This is a genomic window from Caulobacter sp. DWR2-3-1b2, assembly GCF_049896345.1.
GTDB lineage: Bacteria > Pseudomonadota > Alphaproteobacteria > Caulobacterales > Caulobacteraceae > Caulobacter.
In genome coordinates this window covers 106,197-125,942 of record NZ_JAFCUC010000003.1, presented here as the reverse complement: position 1 = coordinate 125,942, position 19,746 = coordinate 106,197, and the positions used below count along the sequence as shown (strand labels likewise).

At 67.5% G+C, this 19,746-nt stretch carries 19 protein-coding genes and 2 pseudogenes; 11 read left to right on the top strand and 10 right to left on the bottom strand.

The genetic code is table 11. The features are described from left to right. Positions 1-170: 170 nt before the first annotated feature. Positions 171-395: a DUF1800 family protein gene (locus tag ACP694_RS09925; RefSeq protein ID WP_426012556.1), complete on the bottom strand. Its 225-nt coding sequence runs from the start codon at positions 393-395 to the stop codon at positions 171-173. A 188-nt stretch (positions 396-583) separates the two neighbouring features. Continuing rightward, a pseudogene (locus ACP694_RS09920) lies at positions 584-728 on the bottom strand (DUF1800 domain-containing protein); the annotation flags it as partial. A gap of 126 nt (positions 729-854) precedes the next feature. On the opposite strand from ACP694_RS09920, the gene ACP694_RS09915 reads away from it, so the two are divergent. The 7 genes and pseudogenes from ACP694_RS09915 to ACP694_RS09885 all read left to right on the top strand — a co-directional run bounded on the left by ACP694_RS09915 (position 855) and on the right by ACP694_RS09885 (position 7,353). After that, positions 855-1,580 carry an ATP12 family chaperone protein gene (locus ACP694_RS09915; protein ID WP_426011971.1) on the top strand — a complete coding sequence of 242 codons (726 nt, stop codon included), beginning with the start codon at positions 855-857 and terminating at the stop codon, positions 1,578-1,580. Next, positions 1,577-1,901: pseudogene (locus ACP694_RS09910) on the top strand (YnfA family protein). Before ACP694_RS09915 ends, ACP694_RS09910 begins: the two are co-directional and overlap by 4 nt. A gap of 120 nt (positions 1,902-2,021) precedes the next feature. Beyond that, positions 2,022-3,554, top strand: coding sequence for an acyl-CoA carboxylase subunit beta (locus ACP694_RS09905; RefSeq protein WP_426011970.1), 1,533 nt, complete (start codon positions 2,022-2,024; stop codon positions 3,552-3,554). Between the two features lie 199 nt (positions 3,555-3,753). Next, positions 3,754-4,695, top strand: coding sequence for a polyprenyl synthetase family protein (locus ACP694_RS09900; RefSeq protein ID WP_426011968.1), 942 nt, complete (start codon positions 3,754-3,756; stop codon positions 4,693-4,695). Next, entirely contained in the window at positions 4,692-5,648 is a 957-nt protein-coding gene (locus ACP694_RS09895; protein ID WP_426011967.1) for an ABC transporter ATP-binding protein, read from the top strand. The genes ACP694_RS09900 and ACP694_RS09895 overlap by 4 nt, the downstream gene beginning before the upstream one ends. After that, on the top strand, positions 5,648-6,868 hold the full coding sequence (locus tag ACP694_RS09890; RefSeq protein ID WP_426011966.1) for an ABC transporter permease: 1,221 nt from the start codon (positions 5,648-5,650) through the stop codon (positions 6,866-6,868). The genes ACP694_RS09895 and ACP694_RS09890 overlap by 1 nt, the downstream gene beginning before the upstream one ends. 11 nt (positions 6,869-6,879) lie before the next feature. After that, the gene (locus ACP694_RS09885; RefSeq protein ID WP_426011964.1) at positions 6,880-7,353 is read left to right on the top strand and encodes a sterol desaturase family protein; all 474 of its coding nucleotides are present in this window, start codon (positions 6,880-6,882) and stop codon (positions 7,351-7,353) included. A 137-nt stretch (positions 7,354-7,490) separates the two neighbouring features. On the opposite strand, the gene ACP694_RS09880 is transcribed toward ACP694_RS09885, so the two are convergent. Genes ACP694_RS09880 through crtY form a run of 3 tightly spaced genes read right to left on the bottom strand, consistent with a single transcriptional unit; the run spans position 7,491 to position 11,133 of the window. Beyond that, positions 7,491-8,420: a phytoene/squalene synthase family protein gene (locus ACP694_RS09880; RefSeq protein ID WP_426011962.1), complete on the bottom strand. Its 930-nt coding sequence runs from the start codon at positions 8,418-8,420 to the stop codon at positions 7,491-7,493. Continuing rightward, positions 8,417-9,949, bottom strand: coding sequence for a phytoene desaturase (locus ACP694_RS09875; RefSeq protein ID WP_426011961.1), 1,533 nt, complete (start codon positions 9,947-9,949; stop codon positions 8,417-8,419). The genes ACP694_RS09880 and ACP694_RS09875 overlap by 4 nt, the downstream gene beginning before the upstream one ends. Continuing rightward, positions 9,946-11,133: a lycopene beta-cyclase CrtY gene (gene crtY / locus ACP694_RS09870; RefSeq protein ID WP_426011960.1), complete on the bottom strand. Its 1,188-nt coding sequence runs from the start codon at positions 11,131-11,133 to the stop codon at positions 9,946-9,948. The genes ACP694_RS09875 and crtY overlap by 4 nt, the downstream gene beginning before the upstream one ends. Before the next feature lie 109 nt (positions 11,134-11,242). Here crtY and folD point away from each other — a divergent pair, with 109 nt between their 5' ends. The 3 genes from folD to ACP694_RS09855 all read left to right on the top strand — a co-directional run bounded on the left by folD (position 11,243) and on the right by ACP694_RS09855 (position 14,013). Next, positions 11,243-12,139, top strand: a complete 897-nt coding sequence (gene folD / locus ACP694_RS09865) for a bifunctional methylenetetrahydrofolate dehydrogenase/methenyltetrahydrofolate cyclohydrolase FolD (RefSeq protein ID WP_426011958.1) — start codon at positions 11,243-11,245, stop codon at positions 12,137-12,139. After that, positions 12,136-12,495: a c-type cytochrome gene (locus ACP694_RS09860; RefSeq protein ID WP_426012555.1), complete on the top strand. Its 360-nt coding sequence runs from the start codon at positions 12,136-12,138 to the stop codon at positions 12,493-12,495. The genes folD and ACP694_RS09860 overlap by 4 nt, the downstream gene beginning before the upstream one ends. Positions 12,496-12,612: 117 nt before the next feature. After that, the gene (locus ACP694_RS09855; protein ID WP_426011957.1) at positions 12,613-14,013 is read left to right on the top strand and encodes a D-arabinono-1,4-lactone oxidase; all 1,401 of its coding nucleotides are present in this window, start codon (positions 12,613-12,615) and stop codon (positions 14,011-14,013) included. A 174-nt stretch (positions 14,014-14,187) separates the two neighbouring features. Here the strand turns inward: ACP694_RS09855 and ACP694_RS09850 are convergent, their stop codons facing one another. From ACP694_RS09850 to ACP694_RS09840, 3 genes are all read right to left on the bottom strand, one after another. After that, positions 14,188-14,670 (bottom strand): Hpt domain-containing protein, encoded by a 483-nt coding sequence (locus ACP694_RS09850; protein WP_426011955.1) that lies wholly within the window; start codon positions 14,668-14,670, stop codon positions 14,188-14,190. Between the two features lie 129 nt (positions 14,671-14,799). Then, positions 14,800-15,582, bottom strand: a complete 783-nt coding sequence (locus ACP694_RS09845) for an NAD kinase (RefSeq protein WP_426011954.1) — start codon at positions 15,580-15,582, stop codon at positions 14,800-14,802. Between the two features lie 55 nt (positions 15,583-15,637). Next, positions 15,638-16,723: a DUF2336 domain-containing protein gene (locus ACP694_RS09840; protein ID WP_426012553.1), complete on the bottom strand. Its 1,086-nt coding sequence runs from the start codon at positions 16,721-16,723 to the stop codon at positions 15,638-15,640. Positions 16,724-16,894: 171 nt separating this feature from the next. On the opposite strand from ACP694_RS09840, the gene glpK reads away from it, so the two are divergent. Beyond that, a complete protein-coding gene (glpK, locus tag ACP694_RS09835) occupies positions 16,895-18,385 on the top strand; it encodes a glycerol kinase GlpK (RefSeq protein WP_426011953.1) in 1,491 nt (496 codons plus the stop codon). Between the two features lie 51 nt (positions 18,386-18,436). Here glpK and ACP694_RS09830 read toward each other — a convergent pair whose 3' ends face one another. Both ACP694_RS09830 and ACP694_RS09825 read right to left on the bottom strand, forming a co-directional pair. After that, entirely contained in the window at positions 18,437-19,114 is a 678-nt protein-coding gene (locus ACP694_RS09830; protein WP_426011951.1) for a uracil-DNA glycosylase, read from the bottom strand. A 7-nt stretch (positions 19,115-19,121) separates the two neighbouring features. Then, positions 19,122-19,739, bottom strand: a complete 618-nt coding sequence (locus tag ACP694_RS09825; RefSeq protein ID WP_426011949.1) for an NYN domain-containing protein — start codon at positions 19,737-19,739, stop codon at positions 19,122-19,124. Positions 19,740-19,746: the final 7 nt, after the last annotated feature.

The following is a 19,746-nucleotide window of genomic DNA, read 5'->3' as shown; positions in this document are numbered from 1 at the left end:
AGCCGGGTCCGCCGCCTGGGCCATGGCCTCGGTCTCCAGGCCACGCGCGAAGGCTGGACCCACCAAGGGGTCGGCCTTGTACAGGTCCTGCAGCAAGCTCGGCAGGCGGGCGGTCTCATCGACGCCCGCGCCCAGCGACCAGCAGGCGGCCTGGACCTTTCTGCGCAGGATCAGCGGGGCGGTGGCGCCAACAAGAGCGCCGCCCGGCTGCCAAGACCCATCGACAGGGCCTGATCCAGATAGAGCAGCATGGCTGGATGGGTGGAGGAGGCCACCAGCACGTCCTCGAAACGACCAAACACGTGCGGGCGGATGGCCTCCTGCTCGAATGGCCCTACCACGGGGGCGGTGATCTGCTTGGTGGCCGAGACCTTGAAGTGGTTGGCCCAAAACAGCGTTCAGCGCTCGCGGAACGCCGCGTCGGTGGCCGCGCCCAGTTGGGCGCGGGCGAGGAAGTCGCCCTCGGTCTGGTCGCGCAGCATTTTTCGGGCGTCCTTGACCGGATCGGACTTGGGTTCACCGTCCGCCTTGGCCTCGCGCTTGTTCATCTGGTAGTCGCGATACTCATCCAGGCGCTGGGCGGAGCTTTCGGGATTGGCCTGCGGCTGGTCCGCGCCCTCCGCGCGGATCTGGTCGATCAGGAAGCCGCGCGGGTCCGATTGCGCCGCCGCGATCTCGCCGGGGCGAGCGCCCAGGCCAAAGCGGGTGGCGGCGATCGCGGCCATCATCTCTTTTGGGGCAGGCTCAAGCCGTGTCTCTCCCTCGCGTCGCCCGCTCTTGCCTTGGGCGCGTTGTTTGCCCATTCAACGCGCTGGACCCGACGTTTTGATGTCCGAACTGAAAAGAAGACCGCCTTGGCCGACAAGCCCGACCTGCTGCAACGCCCCCGCCGGTTCTACAAGGCGGCGACCGCCGCGCCGCACGAAGGCGGATATGCCGTGCTGCTGGATGGTCGCACGCCCAAGTCGCCGGCCAAGTCTCCCCTAGTCTTGCCGACCCTGGCCCTGGCGCAGTTGGTGGCCGACGAGTGGGAAGCCCAGGTCGAGATCATCGACACCACCGTCATGCCCGCCACCCGCCTGGCCTTTACCGCCATCGACCGCATCCGCGAGACCCGGGCCGAGGTGGCCGCCGAGGTGGCGGCCTATGCCGGCTCGGACCTGCTCTGCTATTGGGCGGAGCACCCCACGCCGCTGGTCGAGCGTCAGAAGCGCGACTGGGGCGGCATGCTGGACTGGGCGCGGGCCGAGCTGGGCTTGAACCTGCAGCCCGTCAGCGGCGTCATCCATACCGCGCAATCCCCGGCTGCCTTGGCTTCGGTGGAAGCGCTGGCCCTGACCATGGACGACTTCACCCTGGCTGGCGTCGCCTATGGCGCTGGCCTGCTGGGTTCGACCGTGCTGTCCCTGGCGCTGCGCGCCGGGGCGGTGACCGGCCAGCGGGCGCTGGACCTGTCGCACCTGGAAGAGGCCTTCCAGGCCGAGATTTGGGGCCGCGACGCCGAGGCCATCGCGCGCGCCCAAGCCCTTGCGGTCGAGGCCAAGGTTCTGGAGCGCTGGTTCGCCGCGCTGCGTCGGTGAGGACCATCCTGCTTTACGGCCTGGCGGCCGTTTGCGAGATCGGCGGCTGCTATGCCTTTTGGCGGTTGCTGAAGCAGGGTCAGTCGATGCTGGGCGGTGCTGGGAGTCGTGGCCCTAGTCGTGTTCGCCGGGCTGCTGACCCGGGTGGATAGCCTGGCGGCGGGGCGTACCTTCGCGGCCTATGGGGGGCTCTACATCGCCGCGTCACTGATCTGGATGCGGGTGGTCGAAGGTCTGCGGCCGGATCGTTGGGACCTGACGGGAGCCACGGTCTGCCTGGTCGGCGCCGGGATCATTCTGTGGGCGCCGCGCGCCGCCTAGACCGGCGGCCGCCTTTGCTGCACTGCCGCAACGGATGCCTTGCCACGGAAGGCTCGCGCCATTAGGCGTCGGTCCATAAGGTGGGAAATCTACCAGTCTGAAGAGCAGGGGAGCGTGCGCGTGCAGTCCATTCTCGAGGAACTCGATCGTCGTCGCGACCAGGCCCGGGCCGGCGGCGGCGAGAAGCGCGTTGCGGCCCAGCACGCCAAGGGTAAGCTGACCGCGCGCGAGCGGATCGACCTGCTGCTGGACGAAGGCTCCTTCGAGGAGTTCGACATGTTCGTCGAGCACCGCGGCACCGAGTTCGGCATGGCGGACCAGAAGGTGCCCGGCGATGGGGTGGTCACCGGCTGGGGCACGATCAACGGCAAGGTCGTCTACGTTTTTTCCAAGGATTTCACGGTGTTCGGCGGCTCGCTGTCGGGCGCCCACGCGGCCAAGATCGTCAAGGTCCAGCGCCAGGCCATGAAGGTCAGCGCGCCGATCATCGGTCTGTTCGACGCCGGCGGGGCCCGCATTCAGGAAGGCGTCGACAGCCTGGCCGGCTATGCCGACATCTTCCTCGAGAACGTCATGGCCAGCGGTGTCATCCCGCAGATCAGCGTGATCATGGGCCCCTGCGCCGGCGGCGACGTCTATTCGCCGGCCATGACCGACTTCATCTTCATGGTGAAGGATACCAGCTACATGTTCGTCACCGGCCCCGATGTGGTCAAGACCGTCACCAACGAGGTTGTCACAGCCGAGGAGCTGGGGGGAGCTCGCGTGCACGCCTCCAAGTCGGGCGTGGCCGAGGGGGCGTTCGAGAACGACCTGGAAGCCCTGACCCAGGTGCGCCGCCTGATCGACTTCCTGCCCTCGTCCAACCGCGAAGCCGCGCCGGAGCGCGACAGCTTCGACGAGGCCTATCGCGAGGAGGCCAGCCTCGACAGCCTGATCCCAAGCGACGCGGGCAAGCCCTACGACATGAAGGAACTGATCCTGAAGATCGTCGACGAGGCCGACTTCTTCGAAATCAGCTCCGAATGGGCCAAGAACATCGTCTGCGGCTTCGCCCGCATGGACGGGACCAGCGTCGGCATCGTCGCCAACCAACCCCAGGTGCTGGCCGGGGTGCTAGACATCGACAGCAGCCGCAAGGCCGCCCGCTTCGTGCGCTTCTGCGACGCCTTCAACATCCCGATCATCACCTTGGTCGACGTGCCGGGCTTCATGCCGGGCACCAAGCAGGAGTACGGCGGCCTGATTAAGCACGGCGCCAAGCTGCTGTTCGCCTATGCCGAGGCCACGGTTCCCAAGATCACCCTGATCACCCGCAAGGCCTATGGCGGGGCCTATGACGTGATGAGCTCCAAGCACCTGCGCGGCGACTTCAACTATGCTTGGCCCACCGCCGAGATCGCGGTGATGGGCGCCAAGGGAGCGGTGGAGATCATCTTCCGCGCCGAGGCGGGCGACCCGGTCGCGCTGGCAGCCCGCGAGGCCGAATACAAAGCCGCCTTCGCCAACCCGTTCGTCGCCGCCTCACGCGGCTATATCGACGACGTCATCATGCCTCATGGCACCCGCAAGCGGATCGTCCGGGCGCTCAAGAGCCTTAAGGGGAAACAACTCACCAACCCCTGGAAGAAGCACGACAACATCCCGCTATAACCTTTTCAAGCGCCGCTTCCGCATCCATGGTCGCCGCGCTGCTGCTGAGCGCCTGCGCTGGCAGGCCGGAAGGTCGCGGCAGGATGGTCCTGTCGCCACAGGAACGAAGGCCTGCTTGCCGAGCCGGGCTGGGAGTTGAGTCGTGACCTCGTCCGGGGGAGAGCTTCTTTGAGTTGACGCCCGCCGAGGGCGCCGTCAAATGAACGGGCCCGCGTCGGGGCAGGTCAATACGGTCGCGACTCGCGAGATGGACGACCAAGCCGCCTTCTTGCAAAGATTCGAGGCCCTTCGCACTGGGGTCGATCGACGCCTGGCCGAACTGGCGCCGGCCGTGGGCGTCGCGCCCAACCGGCTGGTCGAGGCCGTGCGCTATGCCCTGCTGGCGCCCGGCAAGCGCTTTCGCCCCATGGTGACCCTGCTCGCCGCAGCCGAATTCGGGGCGCCTGACGGCGCGGCCCTGGACGCGGCCTGCGCCTTCGAGATGATCCATACGGCGTCCCTGATCCTCGACGACCTGCCGGCCATGGACGACGCTGGCCTGCGGCGCGGCCTGCCGACCATCCATCGCACCTATGACGAGGCCACGGCGATCCTGGCGGGTGTGGGTCTGCTGAATCAGGCCTATGCCGTGATCGCCGCCGACCACGCCTTGCCCGGCCCGCTCCGCGCCGACCTGACGGCGCGCGCCGCCGAGGCCGTCGGTTTTTCGGGCCTGATCGCCGGCCAGGCCCGCGACCTCTTCGATCGTGAGAAGCTACGCGATCCGGCGGTTCTGGAGCGGCTCAATCACGAGAAGACCGGCGTGCTGATCATCGCTGCGGCCCAGGGGGGGGCGGCCATCGCTGGCGCCTCGTCGGCGGCGGTCGAGGGAGTGGGCCAGTGGGCGCGCCATGTCGGTCTGGCCTTCCAGATCCGCGACGACATCATAGACGCCCAGGCGTCCCCCGAGGCGGCCGGCAAGGATGTCGGCAAGGACGCGGCCATGACCACCGTGGTCTCGGCCCTAGGCGTCATTGGCGCGCGACTGGCCATGGAGGACCATCTGGCCAAAGCCTCCGCCGCCCTGGCCTCGGCCGGCTGCGGTCATCTGCTGAACGCCTATGTCGGTGGGCTGTTCGCTGGGCGCAAGGTCGCGGCGTGACCCCCGAGCCTCCTTCTAAGGCGCCGATCCTGACGGTCGGCGCCGCTGTGCACGCCTATGGCGGCAAGCCGGTGCTGCGCGGCGTCGACCTGACGCTGCGTCCGGGCGAGATCTACGCCCTGCTGGGCCCCAATGGTGCGGGCAAGACCACGTTGATCCGCGCCATCTGCGGCCGGATCCGCCCCGACGGTGGCGAGGTGTTGCTGAATGGCCACGATCCGGCGCGGGTCCCCTCAGCGCGCGCGGGCCTGGGACTGGTCCCACAGGAAATCGCCCTCTATCAGAATTTGACGGTGGCCGAGAACATCGAAACCTTCGCTGCCTTGGCCGGTACGCCGCGCGCCGCCATGGCCGCCGCCGTGCGCCGGGCTCTGGAGCTGACCCGCACCGTCGACCGAGCCCATGTGCCGGTCAAGCATCTGTCAGGCGGCTATCAGCGCCGGGCCAACATCGCCGCCGCCATCGTCCATGAGCCGTCCTTGCTGATCCTCGACGAGCCCACGGTGGGGGTGGACATCGACGCCCGAGAGGCCGTGGACGCGGTGATCCGGGGCCTGCGCGACCTGGGTGTGGCGGTCTTGATGACCACCCACGACCTAGACCAGGCCGGAACCCTGGCCGACCGCGTCGGCTTCCTGCGTGAAGGCCAGATGGTGCTCGAGGGCGAGCCCAGGACCCTTGTCGCCCAGGCGTTCGGCAATCAGATGGAGATCATGGTCCACCTGGCCGAGGAGGTCGACACCGCCGGCGAAATCCGCCTGGCCGGCGAGGGGCTGGAGCGCACCCGGCGGGCTCATATCTGGACGCGTCTCGACGCCGACGGCTACGCAGCCGCCGGCCGGCTGGACAAGCGCTTGCGCAAGGTGGGTCTGACGCCCCGCGAGATCCGGGTGCGCGAGCCCTCCTTGGCCAACCTCTTCACCCTGGTGGCTGAGCGGAAGCTGGCGGCGTGATGGCCGGTTCTGGGATCGGGCGCGTCTGGATGATCGCCGCCATGGTGCGGGTGATGGCGTTGGAGCTATGGCGTGATCGCGGCGCTTTGATCATGACCTTCCTGCTGCCGCCGTTGGTGTTCCTGATCTTTTCGTCGGTGTTCGCCGGCACCACGGGCGACAATATCCAGTTGAAGCTGGCGGTAGCCGATCTGGTCAAGACAACAGACTCGACGCGCCTGACGGCGGCGCTGGTCAAGTCGGCTGACATTCGCGCCGAGTTGGTGTCGCCGGCGACCGACAACGAAGTCCGCCGACGGGTCAAATCGGGCCAGGCCGACGCCGGCCTCGTGATACGCGCCGACCCGGCATCCATCGGCAAGCCCTTCGTGATCATCGCCGATCCGAGCCGCGCCGTCGCCGCCCCGCTGACCCAGGCCCGCGTGCAGCAGACCCTGTCCGACGCCCTGCCGGATGTCGCCTTGCGCCGCACCGTGGTGCAGCTGACTCCGGCCCTCGGCGGGCTCAGCGATGATCAGGCCGAGAACGCCGACACCGCCGCGATCCTGCTGCGCGACACGCCCAAGCCCGAAGACGTCGGCTATTTCGACCGCGAGGACGTCAAGGACGTCAAGACCGGCGGCGGGGTGATCGCCTACTACGCCGGGGCGGTGATGATCCTGTTCGCCCTGTTTTCGGCCATGCAGGGCGCGCTGGGCTTGATGGAAGAGCGGCGCACCGGTGTCGCCGACCGGCTGCTGGCCGGGGTGGCGGGCATGGGGCCGGTGGTGACCGGCAAGTTCCTGTTCCTCGTCGCTCAAGGCCTAGTGCAAGCGCTGACGATCTTCGCCACAGCTCAGCTCGTCTATGGCGTGGCGGTGGTCCAGCACGCCATGCTCTGGTTGCCCACGACCCTGGCGGCCTCGGCCTGCGCGGCAGGGGTGGCCCTGGGTCTCGTCTCGCTGTGCCGCACGCGCGACCAGGCGCAGATGCTTTCGACCTTCGTGATACTGGTGCTCGCGGCGATCGGCGGCAGCATGGTGCCACGCTTCCTGATGCCGGCCTGGTTGCAGCAGGTGGGGTGGTTCACGCCGCACGCCTGGGTCATCGAGGCCTATCAGGCCATCCTCTGGCGGGACGCCGGGATCGAGGCGGTGTATAAGGCCTGGGGCGTGCTCGTCGCGGCCGGTTTGGCCGGCCTGGGCCTGTCCCAGGTGATGGCAAGCCGGTTGCGGCGGTAATCTGGACGACGATGGAAATTCTAGGTCTCTATCTGGCGCTTTTCCTTGGCGCGCTGGCTTTCATGGAAGGCTTCGCCTGGGTCACCCATCGCTACGTGATGCACGGCGTCGGCTGGGCCTGGCACAGATCCCACCACGAGCCACGCACCGGCGCCTTCGAGCTCAACGACCTATTCGCGGTGGTCTTCGCGGCCCCGGCCATCGTGGGGATCTATTTCGGCGTGCACGGCGTACCGTGGCTGCTGCCGATCGGCCTGGGGATCACCGCCTATGGGGTGATCTATTTCGTGTTTCACGACGGCATGGTCCACCAGCGGTTCAAGGTGCCGCTCGGCAAGTCGCGATATTGGAAGCAGTTGATCCAGGCGCACCGGATCCACCACGCTGTTCACACCAAGGACGGGGCGGTCTCGTTTGGCTTCCTGCTGGCGCGACCGGTCAGGGAGCTGAAGGCGCGGCTGCGGGATAGGGGTGTAGGGGTTTAAATTCCTCCCCCTTTGGGGGAGGTGTCGGCGAAGCCGACGGAGGGGGGAGTGATTGGGCGTGTCCACAGACCGGACCGGCGACCCTAAAACTCCCCCCACCGATCGCTCCGCGATCGCCTCCCCCACAGGGGAGGACTTTAGATCTTCGACCACATCTCCGGCCGTGCCGGCGCCTTGCCCCAGCGATCCAGCGTCGCCGACCTTAGCGCCATCGCGCCCCCTTCCAGCGCCCGCCAAGCCTTCATCCGCCCACTGACCACCACGCGCTCGTCCCAGGCCTTGTCGCCGGCCTTGACGACGTCCAGCCCGATCTGCCGATAGACCCCGCGCGCTGCGGCGATCGCCCAGGCCGAGCGGACGGGCAGGTCGCGCAGGCCCCAGCGAGCGGAAGCGTAGTAGGGCTCCGCAGCCTCGACCAGGCGTTGCGCCAGCACCGCCACGGCCGCGCGATGAGCCCGGTCGGCGACTGCGGTTTCCGGCACGCCCAGCGCGGCCAGCCAGTCGCCAGGAACATAGACCCGGTCGTTGCGCGCATCCTCGACGATGTCGCGGGCGATGTTGGTCAGCTGAAAACCCAGGCCCAGATCCTGAGCGCGGCGGAGGGTGGGCAGGTCGTCGGGTTTGACGCCCATCACCAGGGCCATCATCGTGCCCACGACGCCGGCCACGCCCCAGCAATAGTCCAGCAGTTCGTCGAGCGTCGCGTAGCGCCGCCCGGCTACGTCCATGGCGAAGCCGTCGACCATGTCCAGGGCGTAGCGCTCGGGGATGCCGCGCCGTAGGGCCACGGTCTGGAAGGCGGCGAACACCGGGTCGGTGGGCGTTTCACCGGCCATGGCCGCGCGAGTCTGGGCGTAGAGGGCTTCCAGCCGCGCCGGGCCGTCGGCCACCGGGCTCATGCCGTGGCCCAGGGTCTGGCCGTCGATCACGTCGTCGCAGTGGCGGCACCAGGCGTAGAGCATCTCGGCGTCGGCCCGGGTTTCCGCATCGAACAGCGCGGCGGCCGCGGCGAAGCTCTTGCTGCCCTTCTGGATCGCCTCGCGGCTCTGGGCTTCCAGTGCGCTCATGCGTCGGCGGTCTCGCCCGCGACGAGGTAGTCGTCGATCATCAGGCCCGCCGTCGCCTTGGCCGAGCCGACCACACCTGGGATGCCCGCGCCTGGATGAGTGCCGGCCCCGACGAAATAGAGGTTGGGGATCACGTCGTCGCGGTTGTGGGTGCGGAAGAAGGCGCTCTGAGTCAGCAGCGGCTCAAGCGAGAAGGCCGCGCCCTTCCAGGCGTTGAGGTCGGTGACGAAGTCGTCAGGGGTGATGAAGCGACAGGTGACCATGTCGGCGGTCAGGCCAGGAATGTAGTGCTTCTCCAGATAGGCCAGGATCTTGTCGCGGTATTTCGGCCCCTCGACCGACCAGTCGATGTTGGCGGTCTTCAGGTTAGGCACCGGCGACAGGGCGTAGAAGCTGGAGCAGCCCTCCGGGGCCATGCCGGGGTCGCTGGCAGTGGGGTGGTGCAGGTACAGCGAGAAGTCGTCGGCCAGGCCGTCCTTGCCGTAGATCTCGCCGATCAGCTCGCGATAGCGATTGCCGAAGCAGATGGTGTGATGACGAATCTCGGGATGTGCGGTCTTCAGCCCGAAATAGACCACGAACAGCGACGGGCTCCAGCGCTTGGCTTCCAGCGCCTTGCCAACTTTCTTGCCGCGCGGATCGTCGGCCAGCAGGTGGCGATAGGTGTGCATGACGTCGGCGTTGGAGGCTACGGTGTCGAAGGCCTCGAACTGGCCATCGGCGCGGATCACGCCGGTGACGCGGCCGGCCTTGGTGGTGATCTTCTGGATCGGCGCGGCTAGGTGAAGCGTGCCGCCTAGGTCCTGCAGCAGCTTGACCAGCGCCCGGATCAGGGCGTGGGTGCCGCCGCGCGGGAACCACACGCCGCCGCGCCGCTCCAGGGCGTGGATCAGGGCATAGATCGACGACGTGGCGAACGGGCTGCCGCCGACCAGAAGGCTGTGGAACGACAGCGCCTGGCGGATGTGCTCGTCCTTCACGAAGGACGCGACCTTGTCATAGACACTGCGCCAGGCTTGCAGCTTCATCAGGGCGGGGGCGTTGGCGATCATGCTGGAGAAGTCGAGGAACGGCACGGCGCCGAGATCAAGATAGCCCTTCTGGTAGAGCGCCTCGGAATAGGCGTGGAACCGGCGGTAGCCCTCGACGTCGGCCGGATTGCGGGCGGCGATCTGAGCGTCGAGTTGCGCCTGGTCGTTGACATAGTCAAAGACGTCGCCGTCCTCCCAGACCAGCCGATAGAACGGATCGACCGGCAGCAGCTCGACATAGTCCTCGATCCGGCGCCCACTGAGTTCGAACAGCGCTTTCAGACAGTCGGGATCGGTGATCACCGTCGGGCCGGCGTCGAAGGTGAAGCCCTCATCGTGCCAGACATAGGCGCGGCCGCCCGGCTTTTCGCGGCCCTCGAAGACGGTGACGTCGAAGCCCGACGACTGCAGGCGGATGGCCAGGGCCAGGCCGCCGAACCCGGCGCCGATCACGGCGGCTTTAGGCTTGCTGGGGGGTCTGGTCACGGTGGTGGTCATGCGTCTTGTCCTCCGAATACGGAATTCTCGCCGATGCACTTAATAGCCGCCGAGATCGGCACGGGCGGCTTGCCGATCAGGATCCGCGCCTTGTCCCAGCGGGTCAGGCGGGCGGCATAGAAGCGTTGGATTAGGCCCGGCGCCAGGCGATAGAACCGCTCCAGCACCTTGTAGCGTTCCTCGGGCGCGCAGGCCCTGAACAACATGCGGTTCAGAAGCCGCAGGAAGCGTCGCCGCCGCCAGGTCGTTTTGGACTGGGTCTCGACGCAATCGCGCACCGTCGCGCTGGTGATGCGCGGCAAGCCGGCGATGGCGTCGGCCATGCGCGCGGCGTCGGGCAGGGAGTAGCCGGTGGTCGGCTGGAAGAGGGCTGCGCGCAGGCCCACCTCCGCCACCTGCGAGCGGGCTTCCTTCCAATAGGCGTCGATATTTCCCCCCAGGGCGATCGGGAGGACGCCGTCCTCCTCGCGCTCGACCTTGGCGATTGTCCAGCCCTGGCTCTTGGCGTAGGTCCCGATGGCGCGGCGCAGGGAGGCGCGATCCAGAGCCGGGCCGTCGCTGTAGCGGGTGTCCTCGATCAGCAGGCGCGTTTCGTCCAGCGGCAGGACATAGACGAAGCGGTAGCCGTCCTCCTGCGAAACGGTGGCGTCCATGATGATGGGCCGGGTCAGTCCGTGGGGCTTGGTGAGCAGCACCCCTTGTCCGACGAACTTCTGGAAGCCCAGGGCTAAACTGCGGCTCTTGCGCGGGCCTCTGCCGTCGATCACCGCAGTGGCGGCGATCCTCCGGCCGTCGGCCAGGGTCACCTGATGGGCGTTGACGTCGGTCACCGTCGCGCCCAGCCAGGCGTCGCCGTCCATCGCGGCGGTGACCACCTTGTGCAGACGCTGCGAGGTGATGGCCAGGTAGGGGGTCGTCAGGTCACGCCGATGGCCAGGAAACCGCACCTCATAGCCCGACCAGCGATGGACGATCAGCGGCCGCAGCCAACCGGCGATCGCGGCGTCGACGTCTGTGGCGAAGTGGCACCAGGTGTGCTCGCCGCCGATCGTCTGGCCTTGCTCCAGCATCACTACGCGTAGCCTGGGCCGCAGGCTTTTCAGCCGCAGGGCGATCAGGCTGTTGGCCAAGCCGCCGCCCACCAGGACGACGTCGGCGCGCTGCGAAGCGGACGCGGACTCCATGGCTGGGCTCTAGCATGATTGGCGGACGGGCAAGCGACTTCCTGCGACGGTTCGCGCATATTGCGCCAGGTCGGACGAGAGGCTAGGGACGGCCAAACGGGAGACAGCGATGTCGCAAGCCAAAATCATCGACGGCAAGGCCTTCGCGGCGAAGCTGCGCGAGACGATCGCGGCCGAGGTCGCCGTGCTGAAGGCCGAGCACGGATTGACCCCTGGCTTGGCCGTGGTGCTGGTCGGCGAGGATCCCGCCAGCCAGGTCTATGTGCGCAGCAAGGGCGAACAGACCCTGGCCGCTGGCATGCATTCCGAAACCCACCGCCTGCCGGCCGACACCAGTCAGAGCGAGCTACTGTCGCTGGTCGAGCGCCTGAATGACGACCCGGCGATCCACGGCGTTCTGGTGCAGTTCCCGGTGCCGGACCATCTGAGCCAGGCCACGATCGTCGCGGCGATCTCTCCCGACAAGGACGTCGACGGCCTAACCGTCACCAATGCTGGGCGCCTGGCGAGTGGCCTGCCAGCCTTGACCTCCTGCACCCCGGCCGGCTGCATGGCGCTGCTCAAGGACGTGCTAGGCGACTTGACTGGCAAGCGGGCGGTGGTGATCGGCCGCTCCAACCTGATGGGCAAGCCGATGGCTCAACTGCTGCTAGCGGCCGACTGCACGGTGACCATCGCCCACTCGCGCTCTCTGGATCTGCCGACCATCTGCCGCGAGGCCGACATTCTGGTCGCAGCCGTGGGCCGGGCCGAGATGGTCCGAGGTGACTGGATCAAGCCCGGGGCCACGGTGATCGATGTCGGGATCAGCCGCTTCCCGTCGCGCGACCCTGTCGCCGCAGCCGCCGGCAAAACCCGGCTGGTGGGCGACGTGGCCTTCGAGGAAGCCAAGGACGTGGCCGGCGCCATCACCCCGGTGCCGGGCGGGGTGGGACCGATGACCATCGCCATGCTGCTGGCCAACACCGTCAGCGCGGCCAAGCGGATCAATGGGATCGCGGAATAGTGCGGCTCGCGGTCGTTCTGGTCCTGGCTGCGAACCTAGCCGCCTGTTCCGGGCCGACCCCGCAAGCGCCCACCGCCGAACAGACGTTACGCCTGAGGCCGACTGATCCGCGCTTGGCGGGTCTCTACGAGCAGTCCTGCAAGACCTGCCACGCCGTGCCGGGTACGGGCGCGCCGCTGGTTCATGATCGCAAGGCCTGGGATCCGCGGTGGAAGCAGGGACAGGCCGTGCTGCTGGATCATGCCGTCCAGGGTTTCCAGGCGATGCCGGCCGGAGGACAATGCGCGGCTTGCAACGCGAATGATTTCAACGCTCTCATACGCTTCATGGCGGGGCGCGAAGACTCCGCGCGCTAGAGCATTTTTTCGAGCGAAGTGGTTCCGCTTCGCGTGAAGAAAAATGCGTCAAAACAGAAGATTAGAGCTCACGGCCTGACGCAGTCAGGTCGGGAAATGCTTTAGGGGGCGGGCGACATGAAGGTATCAAGACGGGGGGCGCTGCTGGCCGGGGGTTTTGGCCTGGGCGCGGCGGTGGTCGGCGGCGGCCACGCGGTCGCCACCCACGAAAAACCTGAGCCGGCCGCTCCGGCCACCACTGACGCCCAAGGCCGCCTGCTCTGGCGCAATTGGTCAGGCGTGCAGCACGCCTATCCGTCGGACCGCGTCGCGCCCCAGAGCGAGGCCGAGGTCGCTGCGGCCCTGAAGACCGCCACGGCGCCAATCCGGCCGGTGGGGGCGGGTCACTCCTTTAGCGCCCTGGCCCCGACGGACGGGACACTGCTGTCGCTGGACGCCCTGTCGGGGATCCTGGCCTGGGAGGGCGACGAGGCGATCGTCGCGGCCGGCACGCGCCTGGGCGCCCTGGGCTCGGCTTTGGCCAAGAACGGTCGGGCGATGGCCAACCTGCCCGACATCAACAAGCAGTCCCTGGCCGGCGCCCTGGCCACCGGCACCCATGGCACGGGGATGCGCCTGAAGGCCCTGCACGGCGACGTCACGGCACTGCGGCTCATCACGCCGAACGGCAAGGTGATCGATTGCGACGCGACCCATCGCCCCGAGGTCTTCCAAGCCGCCAAGGTCTCGCTCGGCTGCCTGGGCGTGATCACCCAGGCGCGCATCCGGACTATCGCCAACCGCCGCATCGAGCGCCATGTCTGGCTGGAGCCGTTGGAGGAGGCCCTGGCCAAGGCCGAGGAACGCTGGGCCACGCACCGCAACTTCGAGTTCTACGCCGTACCCTTCACGGGGTTGGCCGCCAATATCAGCCATGACGAGACGGACAAGCCCGCCCTGGCGCGCGGACCCGACCAGGATACCGCCTTTCTTGACGCCCTGAAGGGCCTGCGTAATCTGCTTGGCTTCTCCACCCCGTTGCGCAAAGCCGCCGCCCGCGCGCTGCTGGCGGGCGTCAAGCCGGAGGCGGCGATCGACGAGGGTTGGAAGCTGCTGTCGACCGATCGCCCCGTGCGCTTCAACGAGATGGAGTTCCACCTGCCGGCCGAGGTTCAACTCAAGGCTCTGGCCGAGGTGGTGGCGACGATCGAGAAACATCGGCCCGACGTCTTCTTCCCGATCGAGGCGCGGCGGATCGCCCCCGATGACGCCTGGCTGTCGCCCTTTCAGGGCGAGGCCCGAGGCTCAATCGCAGTCCACGCCTACTACAAGGACGAATTCGCCTTCCTCTACACCCTGATCGAGCCGATCTTCCGTCGCTACGGTGGACGGCCGCATTGGGGAAAGTTGCACAGCGTGTCGGGCGATCAATTGGCCGGACTGTATCCCCGCTGGAAGGATTTCCTGAAGCTGCGCGCCGCGCTGGACCCCGAGATGCGGATGCTCAATCCGTACCTGAGGGGCCTGTTTGACCTCTAGAGAACCTTGACCATGGCATCGCATTCGAGCCTTTGAAAACTCTTCGCGGCCCTGCGATCACCTTCGACATGACGCCCTTTGGCGCGAGGGCGCGCAGAACATCGAGAGCCGAGCCCGAAAAGAAAAAAGCCCCGGCTATGGGCCGAGGCTTTCAGGTCGTGCGCCTGGATGGCTTTAGATCGCCAGGTATTCGGCCACGCGGCCTTCCAGTTCCGTAGCCAAGACCTTGCCCACCGGGTGGGTGTCGACCTTGATGTCGCCGCGGACGCAGGCCTTGATTGCGTCGATGTGGCCGTCCACCAAAAATAACGGCGCCGTAAGGCGGGTGGCGGGTTCGTCGATCAATTTGCACAGCGAAGCGGCCAATCGCGTGATCAGCGGGAAGTCGTAGGTGGCTCCCAGGCCCTTTAGGTCATGGGCGCGAAGATAGAGGGTCTCGACGGTCTCGGCGGTCAGGCCCTTGGCGCGCACATCCTGGCGCGCGGCCTCCAGCTTGACGATCTCGTCGTTCAGCCATTGGGCAAAGTTGCCTGACAGGCTCTTCAGCGCCGCCTCGGCCTTGGCGATCGCCGCCAGGTCGATACCACCGCGTCCACCCACCTTCAGCTTAAGCATGTTTGGCACTTGAATTACTTCTGCGGCGGGCTTGTTCGTCACGGGCGCCTCCCCAATCGCGTAGATGGCAAAGCTACCATCGCAGGCGTTAACATTAGATGAGACGCCCATTTCGCCCTGGCCAATTCGAGCCAGTCTCGCAAATCGCCCTGACCAACGGTTCTCTCCGGACTAGGCCGAGAACTGCTCCGTCAGGACCCTTTCCTCGAGGCTTCGACCGGCGTCGAAGAGCATGGAAAGGCTGGCGCTGCTGTCCTCGGTGATATGGACCTCGACCACGTCGCGAACCTCAAAATTGTCGGCCACGGCGCTTACCGGCCGCTTATCGCATTCCAGCACTTCGAACGTCACCCGCGCCGTCTGCGGCAAAAGCGCGCCACGCCAGCGGCGGGGGCGGAAGGCGCTGATCGGGGTCAGGGCCAGCACCTGGGCGCCGATCGGGATGATCGGACCGTGGGCGGAAAGGTTGTAGGCCGTCGAGCCCGCGGGTGTGGCCAGCAGCACGCCGTCGCAGACCAACTCGCCCATCCGCACCTTGCCGTCGATGCTGATGCGCAGCTTGGCGGTCTGGCGGGTCTGGCGCAGCAGCGACACCTCGTTGATGGCCAAGGCCCGGTGCTGTTTGCGATTGGAGTCGATGGCGACCATGGCCAGCGGATGGATCACGGCCCGCTCGGCCGCGTTGATCCGTTCCAGCAAGGCGTCCTCGCTGTATTCGTTCATCAGGAAGCCGACCGAGCCGCGGTTCATGCCGTAGATCGGGGTCTGGCCCTTCATGGTGTCGTGCAGGGTCTCCAGCATGAAGCCGTCGCCGCCCAAGGCGACGATCACCTGGGCGCTGTCGTCCCCGACGTCGCCATACCGGGCGCGCAGCCGCTCGATGGCTTCCTGGGCCTCGGGGCGATCACTGCCCTTGAAGGTCAGGCGAGTCACGAAGGGCAGGGGCTGGAACATCGCGCCAAGTGGCTAGATCGCCGAGGCGTTGTCAAACCTGGGTTTGATGCCGAACTCAGGCCGCGCTGACGGCCTGCCGGAACGCCATGGCCGCGATGTCGGGCGCGAAGGGGCCAAAGGCGCCGCTGGCCTTGCGGGCGGCTTCCGCCCCGCCGCCGGGCCGACCGCCATTCAGTTGGCGCACGTGATCGAGGATGGTCGGGAAGACGCTGCGATCGATGCCGACGGCTGAGCAGGCCAGGGCCAGCAGTTCGGGACGGTCGCTGTCAACAGCGCGCCGCACTTGGCGAATGTCGAACTGACCCAGACGAGCCAGGGCGAATAGGAATAGCGGCAGGCGCCGCTCGCGCAGTACCCGCAGCAGATAGCCCGGGCGCAGCTGACCAGCGGCGTCGAGCTTTTCGATGAGGGCGGCCTCCATCGCCTCGCGATCCTCGGCCTGTTCCAGGCTGGGCGCGTCTTCGATCTGGTCCCCGGCGTGGGCGGCGCGCAACGCGGTTTCGACGGCCTGGGCCATCTTGTCGGGATCAAGCTGGAATCGGGTGGTCAAGGCCTCGCGCAGGGCGCGGCCGACCCAAAGATACAACTGTTCGGCCAGATCGCTGGACAGGCCGGGGTGGCGCGCCAGGGGCGAGCGCAGGGCGACAACCTCGCGCGCCCGTTCGACGAGGCGGCGGACGCCGTCGGGCGAGATCTGGGCGTTAGTGTTGTTGGCGAGCGCCGTCAGCACGGCCGATTCGTCGCGGGCCAGGATCGCTTCGACCACGGCGGGCGACAGGGCCGGCCGTCGGGCGATCTCGAGCTGGTGTTCCAGGGTGGCCTGGACCAAAAGGCGGATCAGGTCGCGGTCCTGCAGAATCGGGCTGCGAGCGATGATCGGACGAGCGATCTCGATCTCGTCCAGGGCCAAGATGTTGATCAGGGCGGAGGGCGCCCAGGTGGCGTCTGCCAGGCGTTCGGCCAGGCGCTGGCGGATGTCGCGCTCTGCCTCGACCACCAATGTCATGAAGATGGAGTCAAGCAGGACCTGGACGTCAGGCGCGGCCGGCCTTCCCTGGGCCTGACTGGAGTCGCACAGGTCGATGATGCCGGCGAGCAGGCGTTCGCGATCAGCCGGCTCGCGGCTGCGGGCCAGGGACAGGAGTTGTGCGGTCTGGGCGGACTGGACCAACCAGCATCCTCGATTTCAAAGCTTGACCAAGACGACCTTGGCGGCTGCGAATGAAAACATGCTTAAACAGGCGAAGCCACGGAACGACAAGAATAGCGGCGCGATGCCGCAGGAATGGTAATCCAAGGGAGACCAGTACGCATGGGCCAACCTCTGATCCTCGCGCTCGATCAGGGCACGACCAGCACCCGGGCCATCCTGTTCACCACCGACGGCAAGCCGGTCTGCGACGCCAGCCGGCCGCTGCGGCAGTCCTATCCGCGCGATGGCTGGGTCGAGCACGACGCCGACGAGATCTACGCCGCCTGCGTGGGCGTGCTGCGCGACACCGTCGAAAAATGCGACCGTGACAGCGTCGATATCGCCGCCCTGGGCATCACCAACCAGCGCGAGACGGTGGTGGTCTGGGACAAGGCCACGGGCCGGCCGATCCATCCGGCCATCGTCTGGCAGGACCGGCGTACGTCCGCCGTCTGCGACCGCCTGCTGGAAGCCGGCCACGAACCAGCGGTGACCGCGACAACGGGCCTGCTGCTCGATCCCTATTTCTCGGGAACCAAGATCGCCTGGATCCTCGACAACGTGGCTGGCGCGCGGCGGCGGGCCGAGGCGGGCGAGCTGCTGTGCGGCACGATCGATTGCTGGGTCGTCTGGCGGCTGACGGGCAAGGCGTCCCACGTCACCGACGCCACCAACGCCTCGCGCACCCTGCTGTTCGACATCGAAAAACAGGCGTGGTCGGACGCGATGCTGGCCCTGTTCGAGGTGCCGCGCGCCATGCTGCCGACGGTGCTCGACTGCGCGGCCGACTTTGGCGAAGTAACGCCCGATATCCTGGGCCGAGCCATCCCCATCCGCGGCGTGGCCGGCGACCAGCAGGCGGCGCTGATGGGCCAGGGCTGCATCCGGCCCGGCGAAATGAAGGTCACCTACGGCACTGGCGGCTTCATGCTGGTCAATACGGGCGAGGAGCGCCCGCGCTCCGGCTCGCGTCTGCTGACCACGGTGGCCGCGCGGGTAGGCGGACGCACGACCTACGCCCTGGAGGGCTCGATCTTCGTGGCCGGGGCGGCGATCCAGTGGCTGAACGAAGGGCTAGGGATTCGCAACGGCCCGCGCGGGGCTGAGGCCCTGGCGCGCACCGCCCGTCAGGATCATGCAGTGGTCGTGGTGCCGGCCTTCACGGGCCTGGGCGCGCCCTGGTGGGACGCCGAGGCGCGGGGCGCGATCTTCGGCCTGACCCGCGACGCGGGCCTCGCCGAGATCGCCGCCGCGACCTACGATTCCTGCGTCTTCCAGGGCCGCGACCTGATCGAGGCCATGCGGGCCGACGCCCCCTCGGCCTTCGACGGCGCCGAGCTGCGCATCGACGGCGGCATGGCGCGCAGCGCCTGGTTCAGCCAGCGCCTGGCTGACCTGACCGGCATTCCCGTGCACCGGGCCAATTACCAGGAGACCACGGCTCTGGGCGCGGCTTTGTTCGCCGGGGTCGGCTCGGGGGTCTACAGCTCTGTAGAGGAGGCGGTGAAGGCGCGGCCGGAGGCGGAGCTGCTGCAGCCGGCGCTGAGCGTCAATGCGCGGGAAGAAGCCTATGCGCGGTGGCTTGATGCGCTGCCCAGGGTGCGATCCTAGGCTGTGATTGAGGACAGGCGCATGCGCCTGTCCTCATCCGCTGGCGCGACGCTACGGATTGGCGTCCAGATACGCCTTCACCCGCCTGAACAACTCTTCGAACATCGGCGTCGTCAGCCGCCCGGTGTTCGTGTTCAGCCGCGAGCAGTGGTAGCTGTTGAACACCCGGTAGGGTCCGGCCTGGAACTCCGAGCCGTGGCCCGGGATGCCCGCCGACGCCTTCAGCCCAAGCGCCTTCAGCAGATTGCGCCGCGAGACGTCGCCCAGGGTGACGATGGCCTTCAGTTGGGGAAACTTCTCCAGCCGCGCCGCCAGGAACGGCCGGCAGTTGTTCTCCTCCGACGTCTCGGGCTTGTTGCCCGGCGGGGCGCAGCGGACGGCGTTGGTCACCGCGCTGCCGATCAGCCGCAGCGAGTCGTCAGGCCGCGCCTCGAACTTGCCGGTGGCGAAGCCGTACTTGATCATGGTCTCGTAGAGCAGGGCCCCGGCGAAATCGCCGGTGAACGGGCGACCCGTGCGGTTGGCCCCCTTGCGACCGGGGGCCAGGCCCACGACGAGCAGCTGAGCCTCATGGTCGCCGAACGACGGGGCTGGCCCGTTGAACCAGTCGGGATAGAGCGCCTGGTTCTCGCGGCGATAGGCCACAAGGCGCGGACACAGCGGGCAGTCGCGTGGCGGCTCTGCAGGCGAGGGCACGACCTCGCCGACGATGTTGGAGCGCTGCCCCATTGGCGGGTCAGTCCTCATCGTCGAGGGCTCGGTCGTCTTGGCTTGGGGCCCCGCCGCGAGCCGGCTCTGTGACGAAGCGGGGCAGGGGATTGCCGCGTTGTGGCCGGCCGATGATGTTCCCCAGGTCGGCCAGGTCCACGAAGTTGTCGGCCTGGCGGCGCAGGTCGTCGCTGGTCATCGGCGGCTGGCTCTTCATCGTCGAGACCACGGTGACGCGGCGGCCCCTGCGCTGCACGGCCTCGACCACGGCGCGGAAGTCACCGTCGCCCGAAAACAGCACCAGGTGATCGACCGTGGCGGCCATTTCCAGCATGTCGACGGCGATCTCGACGTCCATGTCGCCGCGCCAGCGCTTGCGGCCCGTACTGTCGGTATATTCGCGGGCCGGCTTGGTCACCAGGGTAAAGCCGTTGTAGTCGAGCCAGTCGACCAACGGCCGGATCGGGGAATATTCCTCGTTCTCGGCGATGGCGGTGTAATAATAGGCCCGCACCAGGATGCCGCGCTTGCGGAACTCGTCCAACAGCTTGCGGTAGTCGATGTCGAGGCTGAGGGCCTTGGCGGCGGAGAAGAAGTTGGCCCCGTCGATGAACAGCGCCAGGCGCTCGGTCGGGTAAAAGGTCACTGAGTCG